This is a genomic window from Flavobacterium sp. MFBS3-15 (assembly GCF_026107645.2).
Lineage (GTDB): Bacteria > Bacteroidota > Bacteroidia > Flavobacteriales > Flavobacteriaceae > Flavobacterium.
Genome location: NZ_JAPCHV010000008.1, coordinates 99,081 through 110,341 on the forward strand (window position 1 = coordinate 99,081; position 11,261 = coordinate 110,341).

The 11,261-nt window shown below is 46.7% G+C and carries 11 protein-coding genes; all 11 read left to right on the plus strand.

Going from position 1 to position 11,261, the window contains the following annotated elements; translation table 11 throughout:
* Window positions 1-2: 2 nt before the first annotated feature.
* The 11 genes from OGH69_RS08750 (at window position 3) to OGH69_RS08800 (ending at window position 11,132) form a co-directional block, all read left to right on the plus strand.
* Window positions 3-1,931: a sodium:solute symporter family protein gene (locus OGH69_RS08750; RefSeq protein WP_265174079.1), complete on the plus strand. Its 1,929-nt coding sequence runs from the start codon at window positions 3-5 to the stop codon at window positions 1,929-1,931.
* Between the two features lie 41 nt (window positions 1,932-1,972).
* Window positions 1,973-3,157, plus strand: coding sequence for a glycoside hydrolase family 130 protein (locus tag OGH69_RS08755; protein ID WP_265174157.1), 1,185 nt, complete (start codon window positions 1,973-1,975; stop codon window positions 3,155-3,157).
* Entirely contained in the window at window positions 3,157-4,329 is a 1,173-nt protein-coding gene (locus OGH69_RS08760; RefSeq protein ID WP_265174080.1) for an AGE family epimerase/isomerase, read from the plus strand. The genes OGH69_RS08755 and OGH69_RS08760 overlap by 1 nt, the downstream gene beginning before the upstream one ends.
* A 176-nt stretch (window positions 4,330-4,505) precedes the next feature.
* A complete protein-coding gene (locus OGH69_RS08765; RefSeq protein ID WP_265174081.1) occupies window positions 4,506-5,729 on the plus strand; it encodes a glycoside hydrolase family 26 protein in 1,224 nt (407 codons plus the stop codon).
* Between the two features lie 46 nt (window positions 5,730-5,775).
* Window positions 5,776-7,053 carry a glycoside hydrolase 5 family protein gene (locus OGH69_RS08770; protein ID WP_265174082.1) on the plus strand — a complete coding sequence of 426 codons (1,278 nt, stop codon included), beginning with the start codon at window positions 5,776-5,778 and terminating at the stop codon, window positions 7,051-7,053.
* A gap of 67 nt (window positions 7,054-7,120) precedes the next feature.
* Window positions 7,121-7,906 (plus strand): DUF6263 family protein, encoded by a 786-nt coding sequence (locus OGH69_RS08775; protein ID WP_265174083.1) that lies wholly within the window; start codon window positions 7,121-7,123, stop codon window positions 7,904-7,906.
* Between the two features lie 57 nt (window positions 7,907-7,963).
* Complete coding sequence (locus tag OGH69_RS08780) at window positions 7,964-8,341, plus strand: YchJ family protein (protein ID WP_265174084.1); 378 nt, start codon at window positions 7,964-7,966, stop codon at window positions 8,339-8,341.
* A 100-nt stretch (window positions 8,342-8,441) separates the two neighbouring features.
* Window positions 8,442-9,257, plus strand: a complete 816-nt coding sequence (locus tag OGH69_RS08785) for a peptidoglycan-binding domain-containing protein (protein WP_265174085.1) — start codon at window positions 8,442-8,444, stop codon at window positions 9,255-9,257.
* Window positions 9,258-9,401: 144 nt separating this feature from the next.
* The gene (locus tag OGH69_RS08790) at window positions 9,402-10,202 is read left to right on the plus strand and encodes a TIGR00266 family protein (RefSeq protein WP_265174086.1); all 801 of its coding nucleotides are present in this window, start codon (window positions 9,402-9,404) and stop codon (window positions 10,200-10,202) included.
* Between the two features lie 87 nt (window positions 10,203-10,289).
* The gene (locus tag OGH69_RS08795; protein ID WP_265174087.1) at window positions 10,290-10,709 is read left to right on the plus strand and encodes a lysozyme inhibitor LprI family protein; all 420 of its coding nucleotides are present in this window, start codon (window positions 10,290-10,292) and stop codon (window positions 10,707-10,709) included.
* A 15-nt stretch (window positions 10,710-10,724) separates the two neighbouring features.
* A complete protein-coding gene (locus OGH69_RS08800; RefSeq protein WP_265174088.1) occupies window positions 10,725-11,132 on the plus strand; it encodes a protease inhibitor I42 family protein in 408 nt (135 codons plus the stop codon).
* Window positions 11,133-11,261 lie beyond the last annotated feature (129 nt).

An 11,261-nucleotide genomic window follows, 5' to 3' on the forward strand; every position in this document is an offset into this window, starting at 1 on the left:
GAATGAGATTAACAGCCATAGACCTTACGATAATAGCCTTATATTTCATAATGATGATCGTCATCGGCATCATCATGAAGAACCGCGCCAAGCGCAGTAAGGACAGCTACCTGATGGGTGGCAAAAAGCTGCCCTGGTACATGCTGGGGCTCAGCGATGCCAGCGATATGTTCGATATCAGTGGGACGATGCTCCTCGTGAGTATGGCCTTCCTGTACGGCTTCAAGAGCGTCTGGATCCCATGGATGTGGCCTGTCTTTAACCAGGTGTTCCTCATGGTGTTCCTGAGCAAATGGCTCCGCCGAAGCAATGCTACAACGGGTGCCGAATGGCTGGGTACTCGCTTTGGGCTTACAGACAAAGGTGTAAAGCAAAGCCACGCCATAGTGGTGGTGTTCGCGCTCATGTTGTGCATTGGCTACATGGCCTACGCATTCGTTGGGGTGGGAGAGTTTCTTGAGATATTCATTCCTTATGAGTCGGTAAAAGAAGTAATCCCTTTCCTTAACCAGAATTTAGAACAATATTCTGCCGGTTCGGCAGAATATACCACGGCATTATACGAAGCCAAGAATATTACCGCACAGTTTTATGGCGTAAGCATCTGCCTTGTGGCAACATTCTACAGTATCATCGGCGGTATGCATGGCATTGTCCTGGCCGACTTCATCAAATACATGATCATGATCATCTGTTCCCTTTTTGTAGGGACGATAGCCATGATACACCTTGCCGATTCGGGAATCGTGCTTGCCGATAAAATGCCTTTGGGCTGGGATGACCCACTTTTCGGGATGGAACTGGGCCTTGACTGGCAAAACATCTTAGCTGATGCCCAGGTAAAGCTGGAGAAGGATGGGTACAAGCTATTCTCGGCAGTGGTGGGAATGATGTTCTTCTCTGGTGTGCTGAAAAGCCTTGCCGGGCCTGCGCCAAACTACGACTGCCAGAAAATATTGAGCACCAAGTCGCCGGAGGAGGCCAGCAAGATGAGTGGCTTCATCTCGATTATACTATTGCCGATACGCTACTTCATGACGATGGGCTTATGCATATTGGGTGTACTATACTTTAAAGACCTTGCCCTGGGCCAGACGGCAGACGGAGTGAACTTCGAAAGCATCATGCCGGCGGTGATCAACAAATACCTGCCTGTAGGGTTGGTTGGCCTTGTACTTGCCGGGTTCCTCGGGGCATTCATGAGTAACTTCTCGGGTACGCTCAATGCGGGGCAGGCTTATATAGTGAACGACATTTACCTGAAATACTTCAAGCCGGATGCCGACAGGAAGCAGATCATTACCATGAGCTACTTATCGGGTACGGTAATGGTGATACTTGGTGTGGGTCTTGGCCTGATGATTAAGGATGTGAACATGATATTCAACATCATCACGGCAGGGCTGTACGGCGGGTTTGTTTGTGCCAACGTGCTAAAATGGTACTGGTGGCGCTTTAATGCCAACGGCTACTTCTGGGGGATGTTCGCCGGAATCATTGCCAGCGCAATACCGCCGGCACTGTCGGTAAGCGGTATTACGACCTACTTCGACGGTACACGAATGCTGTACTTCTTCCCTGTTTTCATCGTGATACAGCTCATCGCGTGCATATTGGGATCGTATGCCGCGCCTCCTACCAATGAAGAAACACTGAAGGAGTTTTATAAAACCGTAAGGCCGTGGGGCTTTTGGAAACCGGTACGGCAAAAGATCCAGGCTTCCGAAGATCCGGGCATACAGAAGAACAGGAATTTTGGCATCAACATGGCCAATGTGGCAATGGGTATAACAGGGCAGATACTGCTCACGCTGCTGCCGATGTACTTTATCCTTTCCAAATGGACAGGCTTTGGCATTGTGCTGGCGCTGCTGGCCATAATATTCCTGACAATGAAACGTACCTGGTGGAACAGGCTGACCGATTATTAAGAAATACAAATTAAAGAACAGATATTAAGATGGGTAATGACATGATTACTGACAGGCTGGTACGGATACCTAACTATGATGCGCTCACTACCGCGCACCAACAGCTTATAGAACAAAAAAACAGCCCCGTTGGCGAGAGTAACGGCATCTATACACGATATAAAAATCCCGTAATTACAGCGGCGCATGCACCCATTGCGTGGCGTTACGACCTAAATGCGGCTACCAATCCGCACGGGATGGAACGCATAGGCATCAATGCGGCGTTTAATGCCGGGGCGATGAAGTGGGGTAATAAATACCTGATGGCGGTGCGCGTGGAAGGCGTGGACAGGAAATCGTTCTTTGCCATTGCTGAAAGCCCGAACGGTGTGGATAACTTCCAATTTTGGGACAAGCCCTGCGTGATACCACAGCTTGAGGATGTTGATACGAATGTATACGATATGCGCCTGGTTGCCCATGAGGACGGCTATGTGTACGGCATCTTTTGTACTGAGCGAAAGGACCCGGATGCACCGGCTGGCGATACAAGCGCGGCTGTTGCCAATGCAGGCATTGTTCGCAGTAAGGATCTTATCAATTGGGAAAGGTTACCGGACTTAGTATCCAATACCGGCCAGCAGCGCAACGTGGTGCTTCATCCTGAATTTGTGAACGGCAAATATGCGCTTTACACCCGCCCACAGGATGGCTTTATCGACGTGGGAAGCGGCGGCGGCATAGGCCTTGGCTTTGTAGATAATATGGAAAACCCTGTTGTACAGGACGAGAAGATCATTTTCGGTAAAGTGTACCACACCATATATGAACTGAAGAACGGCCTTGGCCCGGCGCCGATAAAAACTGAAAAAGGCTGGCTGCACATGGCCCACGGTGTTCGTAATACCGCGGCAGGGCTTCGTTATACCTTGTACCTTTTCATGACCGATCTTCATGATATTTCAAAAGTGACCCATGTACCGGCGGGCTACTTTATGGCCCCTGAAGACGGGGAGAGGGTAGGCGATGTGTCGAATGTATTGTTCTCAAATGGCTGGATCCCCGATGAGGATGGCACCGTATATATTTACTACGCATCATCCGATACCCGCATGCACGTGGCGGTTTCGACCATTGACAAGTTGGTCGATTATGCCATGAACACCCCGGCGGACACTTTTACTTCGGCAGGATCGGTGGATACAATCATCAAAATGGTGGATAATAACAGTAAATTCCTGTAATGGCAAACCTGAAGCAGGAAGTGCACGATGAGTTGCTGTTCATACTTAATTACTGGACAGAAAATACCGTTGACGAAACCAACGGCGGTTTCATCGGCAACATCGATTTTTCTGAAAATAAAGATTTTAATGCCGACAAAGGTTCTGTGCTGAATGCGCGGATTTTGTGGGCGTTTTCGGCGGCTTACCCGGTTACTAAAGATGAGAAACATTTAAAATTGGCCCAAAGGGCATATGATTATATAAACTCTCATTTTTACGACAAGGAGAATGGCGGCATCTTTTGGAGCATTGACCATAGCGGCAACCCGAAAGATACGAAGAACCAAGTATATGCGCTGGCCTTCATGATCTATGGCCTTTCTGAATTTTATGCTATTTCGCGAAATGAGGAGGCATTGGCTTTGGCCAAAAAGCTTTATCATAAGATCGGACAATACAGCTACGACCCTGTACATAAAGGTTATTTTGAAGCCTTTACCCGCAACTGGCAGCCCATTGACGACCTTCGCCTGAGCGATAAGGATGCCAACGAAAAAAAGACCATGAATACCCACCTGCACATTGTGGAGGGATATGCCAACCTGTATAAAGTATGGCAGGATGAGGGGTTAAAAAATAAGATAGCAGAATTGCTGCATACGATCAATGAGCATTTCATCAATGCGGAAACGGGGCATTTGCGCCTGTTCTTCAGTGAGGAATGGGTAGAGAAGCCGGATGTGGTTTCGTACGGGCACGACATTGAGGCAGCGTGGCTGCTGCAATGGTGCGCTGAAGTGATTGACGATGAGGAACTCATCAGCATCTATAAAAAACATGCTGTGACCATGGCCGATGCCACCTTTGAAGGGCTGGATGAAGATGGCGGACTATGGTACGAATATGACCCGCAGGAGGAAAAGCTCATTGCTGAAAAGCACTGGTGGCCACAAAGTGAGTTTTGGATTGGCATGGTAAACGCCTGGCAGATAACGGGCGATGCCAAATACCTTGATGCCGTTGAAAAGAACTGGCAATTCGTACAGCAGTATATCCTTGATAAAAGCCACGGCGAATGGATATGGGGCGTGAACGCCGACTATTCGAAGATCAAAAAAGACAAAGCCGGTTTCTGGAAATGCCCGTACCATAACTCGAGGTCTTGTTTGGAACTGATGGTGAGGTTGTAGTTGACCTCATCCGGGCCCTCTCCAAAGGAGAGGGAGGAGCTTCACTCAGATGTATATTGACTGATTAAATCAGGATAATGAAATTTAATTAAGAGAATTATCGATACCCTTTTCGGTCCCTGGCTCCGCTCTCCTTTGGAGAGGGGCCGGGGGTGAGGTCTGAAATATACCATATTATGAAAAAAACAATTCTCACAACCTTATCATTCCTTTTCTTGGCCATTACATCCTGCTCCGAAGACAGCCGCTACTCCGGCATTAACGATGACGGCCCTGTAAACGAAGAACCGGATGTGCTCACACCCGGGAATGTTCGGTCTTACATGGTCGATCCCAATGCTACCGCCGAGACCGTGGCACTGTTTTATAACCTGAAGCAGCTCTCTAAAACAAAATACCTGGTTGGCCAGCAGGATGCCTTTACCGGTTTTTATAACAATGCCGGTGGCGACAGCGACATGAAGAAAGCTACCGGAAAAGACCCGGCGTTGCTGGGTTCCGATTTCATGTTCATTACCGATGACCAGAACGATGGCACGCCATCCAACTGGTTTTACCAGCAGGAGCAGCTCATCATTGACGATGTGAAGGAAGCTTACGGTAAAAGCATGGTAAATGTTTTTGCATGGCATTTAAGGGAGCCTTTTGAAGGCGAAACGTTCTACACCAGTGAAATGACCGAACAGCAAAAACAGGAAGCTTTTGCCAGCATTTTGCCTGGTGGTGTGAACCACGATTACTATAAAGCAAAACTGGACAAAATAGCCAGTGTTCTGAATAATCTCAAAGACAATAACAGCAAGCTGATACCTGTGATTTTCCGTCCGTTCCATGAGTTTGACGGAAACTGGTTTTGGTGGGGTGCGGCCTACTGTACGCCGGAGCAGTATAAGCAGGCGTGGCAGTTTACCGTGCAGTACCTTCGCGATACGAAAAATGTACATAATGTATTGTACTCTTTTTCGCCCGACAACAGCTATGCTACTTCGGGCAACTACCTGAGCCGTTATCCTGGCGATGATTACATCGACGTACTGGGCATGGATAATTACGGCGATTTTGCCAATGGCAGCGCTACAGGAGTAACCATAGCCAACAACAAGCTGAAAATGGTATCAGACCTTGCCAAAGAAAAAGTCAAGATAGCTGCATTGACCGAAACAGGCTTCACGGTAACATCAGGCACAAGCCCGATAAATAACTTTTTTGCCAACAACATTTATACGGCAATGACCGCTAACAATGTGGAACTTGCTTTTGTAATGTTCTGGGCTAACAACCAGGACGGCTATTATGTTCCGCCTGCCGGGCAAAGCAATACGCAGGACTTTGTGCAGTTTGCTAACAAAGCCGAATCGGTATTGCAGGATACAGTGCCAAACCTTTATGCAATGCCATAATTATTTCAGATTTCAGATTGAGCTTCAATCAAACTCATAAACATCAATGAAAAAAATATTCAAACTCTTATTCCTTGTCATGTTATCGACTTCCTGCCAGGCACAACAGCCTCGCATAACAGTTAAAGGTACTCAGTTTTACAAAGGTGACAAGCCCTATCATTATATCGGTACCAATTACTGGTATGGTGCCCTGCTTGCTTCGAAAGATGGCGGCGACCGCAAACGCCTCGCTGAAGAACTCGACCTGCTCAAATCCAATGGTGTTGACAACCTTCGCATACTTGTAGGTGCTGAAGCAGGCAATCAGGACTTTACCGTGACCCCGGCATTGCAGCCGCAACAGGGCAGGTATGATGACAATCTGCTCGAAGGGCTGGACTACCTGCTGGCCGAAATGGGCAAGCGCGGGATGTATGCTGTGCTGTATCTTAACAATAACTGGGAATGGAGCGGCGGCATGGCGCAATACCTGGAGTGGAACGGCTACGGAAAGCTCCCTAATCCAAACATTAAGCCCAACACCTGGCCACAGTTCATGGAATATACGAAGCAATTCCACAAGTGCGAACCGTGCATAAAGGCATTTAATGACCATATAAAGTTCATATTGGGGCGCACCAATACCTATACCAAAAAGAAGTATACCGAGGATAACACCATCATGGCATGGCAGGTAGCCAATGAGCCGCGTGTGTTTACTGCCGATAATGAGGCTGCGTTTACCAAATGGCTCAATGGTGTGGTAGACCTGTTGGACTCACTTGCTCCCAACCAGCTGATATGTACAGGCAGTGAGGGCAAGGCAGGATCGGCAGATGATATTGCCATTTTTGAACGCACGCACGACAACCCTAAGATCGATTACCTGACGATGCACATCTGGCCGAAAAACTGGAGCTGGTACGACCATAAAAACGAGAAGGAAACTTTACAACCATCAATAGTAAAGGCCGTTGCCTATATTGATGAACACATTGAAGTAGCAAAAAGGCTTGGAAAACCCATTGTATTGGAGGAATTTGGCCTGCCAAGAGAAGGGGAGAGCCTCGACAGGAAATCATCAGTTAACGCAAGAGATGCTTTTTATAAGGCCATTTTCGACAGACTGGCATTGAGTGTTAAAAACGAAGAAACCTTTGCAGCCCTTAATTTTTGGGGCTTTGGCGGAAGCGGGAAAAACAACCCGGCCAATGGCAAATGGACTAAGGGTGATGACTTTACTGCCGACCCTCCTCAGGAGCCACAAGGACTTAATACCGTATTCAGCAGTGATGCCTCAACGTTGGATATGATAAAGCAATACAACAAAAAGATAAACTAAAAGGGGATTCGAAAAGCTCTTTTTTATTTTGGAAATAGTATATTTGGGGTATTAAAAAACCAAAACAATGAAAAAAATCACGACACTGGCAGTTGCTTTCGTAATGGCAATGGGCATGAACGCGCAGGAAGTTAGCTTGAAGCCGGAATTTAAGGCAAACACTACTTACACACAAACAGAAGTCCAAAACAACAAGATAGCAATAACTTATGAAGGCGCAGACGAGCCAATGGAGCAGGAAGCCCCTGCTAACGTTACAAGGACCATTGAGGTAGGAAAGCTTACCAACAATGAACTGCCTTTTACAATAACAATGGCTGTAGATCCAAACCAACAAGGCGCTGAAATGCTGAATGGTGCAAAAATATTGGGTAAAGTAAAAGGCGGAAAGCTTGCTTTTGAATCGGTAGATGCACCAAACATGCCGGATCAGGTAAAGGATATGATCAAAAGCATGATGGAGCAGGCTTTTTTGACTACTTTTTTTCCGGCTAAGAAAATGAAGGTAGGTGAGAGCTTTGCAATCGACATTCCAATGGAAATACCTGTAGGGCCCGGAATATCGATGGATATGAAGGATGTGGCGACATTCAGGCTTAAGAAAGTGGAAGGCCGCAAAGCCATATTCGATGTGAATCATGTAATAACCCTTCAGGCAAATGTGGAAGGCCAGGACATGAAAGGTTCCGGTACGGGTTCAGGGGAAATGGTATATGACCTTGACCAGAATTATCCTGTGGCTAACACTGCTACTGTAACCATGGATATGGGCTTTGAAGCGCAGGGGATGCAGATAAACATGAAAGTTACCAACGATACCAAAACGACTACCGTTATCACTACAAAAAAATAATATTTTGCGATGCATCAAAAGGGCCGTTTATGCGGCCCTTTCTCATTTTATGCCATTATGAACGGACAAAACTGCCATTGCGGCTCGGGTATTCCATTTGGCCATTGTTGTCAGCCCTATATATCAGGACAACAAAATGCACCCACCGCCGAAACCCTTATGCGTTCACGCTATTCGGCTTATGCTGTGCATGATGCCGGTTATCTTTGGGAAACCACTGCCCCGAAAATGAGGAAGTATTATAGTAAAAGCGCCATATTGCAGTGGGCAAAAGCCAATCATTGGGTTAAGCTTGAGATTTTGAAGGCAACTGAAACCACTGTTGAGTTCAAAGCATATTACCTTGACTCTAAATTGCAAGCGCAGGTACATCATGAAAAATCGGTATTTATTAATGAAAGCGGAAAGTGGTACTACTCAGACGGAACGTATTAATATACTCCTGTGTCATTAATCGATTTTTTTAACTGTTTGTCTTGTAGGCGTTTATGTTGTCGGGAAAATATGTTAAGTTTATTCTAAATATTTAGAAGCTATGGACTTAACACCCGAAATCATTAAGACTGTACAGCGCTACCTAAACCTTTTGAACCTTAATGCCGGTGAGGTAGACGGCATACCCGGAAGTAAAACTTATACGGCGCTCAACAAGCTGCCCGGGCTGAAAGCTTCCTGGAGCAATGAACGGAAATTTTTTGCTGCCATACAGCTGTATGCTAAGCACGAAGGGCTGGATCCGGGTCCTGTGGACGGTTTGTGGGGGACGCAAACCCAAACTGCCTATGATGACCTGCGGCACATATTGCTATATGGCAAGGCGCAGGAGCCATGGCGCCCGGAAGACAGAACACCTGTTAACCCCAACCATTGGCCGCTGCAGGTCAGGGCATCGCTTGATGCTTTCTACGGTGTTGCCAAACCTACAGGCAACAAAAATCTTGAAACATTTGCAGTACCTTATCCATTGGTTATAGCATGGGATCCTTTAAAGAAAACTACTAAAATTACAGCCCACAAAAAAGTCAAGGACAGCATATTGAGGGTGCTTAACAAAACATTGCAGCACTATGGCCCTGCAGAAATAAAAAGGCTGCGTCTGGATTATTACGGTGGCTGTTTCATGTACAGGGCCATGCGTGGCGGAACTGAGCTAAGCATGCATTCCTGGGGTATCGCGCTCGATTTCGACCCGGAAAACAACCAGTTGAAATGGGGCAGGGACAAGGCTGTTTTTGCGAGGCCGGAATATAATAGATGGTGGGAGTTTTGGGAAGAGGAAGGCTGGGTTAGCCTTGGCCGCAACCGCAATTACGACTGGATGCACGTACAGGCCGCAAAACTGGTCTCATAGTTTATTGAGCGGCTTCGAAGTGATAAAATAGTGTGTTGATTTTAAGATGTAACAAAATTCCATTATATTCATCTAATAATTATAGGATAATGGGATTCCCATGCTTCTAACAAGAATAAAATCAATCATAATTAATCAATAAAAATGACAGCACACGAAATTGACTACCATATTTATGGTGAAGAAATGCAATATGTAGAAATTGAGCTCGACCCACAGGAGGCCGTTGTGGCCGAAGCTGGCAGCTTCATGATGATGGATGACGGTATACAGATGCAGACCATCTTTGGCGACGGCTCCAACCAGAATGAAGGATTCATGGGCAAGCTGTTTTCGGCAGGGAAAAGACTGCTTACAGGAGAAAGCCTTTTCATGACCGTGTTTCTTAACCAGCACCACGGCAAGCGCCTGGTGAGCTTTGCATCGCCCTATCCGGGCAAGATCGTGCCTATCGACCTGAGACAGTTCAAAGGGAAATTCATTTGCCAGAAAGATGCATTCCTGTGCGCTGCAAAGGGCGTTACAGTAGGCATAGAGTTCTCGAAAAAGCTGGGCAGGGGGCTGTTTGGAGGTGAAGGCTTCATCATGCAAAAGCTGGAGGGCGACGGCATGGCCTTCGTGCATGCAGGGGGTACGCTTGCGCGAAAAGTGCTTGCGCCGGGCGACGTACTAAAGGTAGATACCGGCTGTATCGTGGGCTTTGAGCAGACAGTGGATTATGATATTGAATTCATAGGCGGTATAAAAAACACCATCTTTGGCGGCGAAGGCTTGTTCTATGCCACGTTGAAAGGTCCTGGTACTGTGTTCATACAGTCACTTCCTTTCAGCAGGCTGGCGGGCAGGATATATGCATCCGCACCACAAGGCGGTGGCCAGCAAAGGGGCGAAGGCAGTATCCTTGGCGGGCTTGGCAACCTGCTCGATGGCGATAACAGGTTTTAATTGCATTAAAGTATACATAAAGGGTAGCAGAGATGTTGCTCTTTTTTATTACCCGGCCTTTTGTATATTTGAGAAGTAAAGAAAACCATGAAAAAGTATTTTTCGCTTATTTTAATTGCGGTATCGCTGTCGGTTGTGGCACAGGAGACGGCTGTCGAAAAACACCTTATCGACATCGCCCTTGAAAAATGTATCCGCGAAGCCGACTACAATGAAAAAGCCATTGCCCAATGCCTCATGGAAGCCCTGAAGTCATGGAAAGCGGAAGTTGAAAAAAACTACCAGCAGCTGTATGCCGTGCTCGATGAACCCAACCGTAAAGAACTGGAGGAGGCAAAAAAGCAATGGCAGGAATATGAAGGCTCCGAAAATGTATTGGCCCGCGGATTATACGGCCATAAGAATAAATACCCGTACGGCATCGTACCCATCAGCCGCTCTATCGACCTGTTGAAAATGCGTGCTGCCGACCTGAAGGAATACTACGACCTGCTGGGACGGCGTTAATTATTAGAAACTACTATGAAACCTATTCGCGTTGTCGTGTTCATTGCAACCCTGCTTATAACGCTGGGCGTATTGTTTTATACTGATGGCAAAGACCATTATACGCGTGGTGAAAACGCTTCTTTCGATTTGAAAGAAGGCGATACTTTTGTCATTAAATTAGATGAAAATCCTTCAACCGGCGGGAAAAACTGCTGGCTTACAGATGTAAAGTCGGTACGCCTCATCTCGCAAGACTTCAACCCAAAATCATCTGCCGATGGTGCGGGAGGGGTTACTACCTATACTTTTAAAGCCATTGCAAAAGGTGTCGACACATTGAAAGTTGCCAATTGCCGTCTGGCCGGGGAAAAGGATTGCAGCGATTATACCGACGATAATACCAAACCGGACAATGTGTTCGTGGTGAAGGTTGGAGAATAGGTCGCAATGTATTTGATTGGCAATCATTAGTTTGTTAGTCTACGGCTGAGTCGTAAATCTAAAATCTACACTCTTAAATCTGAAACAACTCGAGTTTCTGAACTTTCAAAAATTTTGAAAGACAATTAA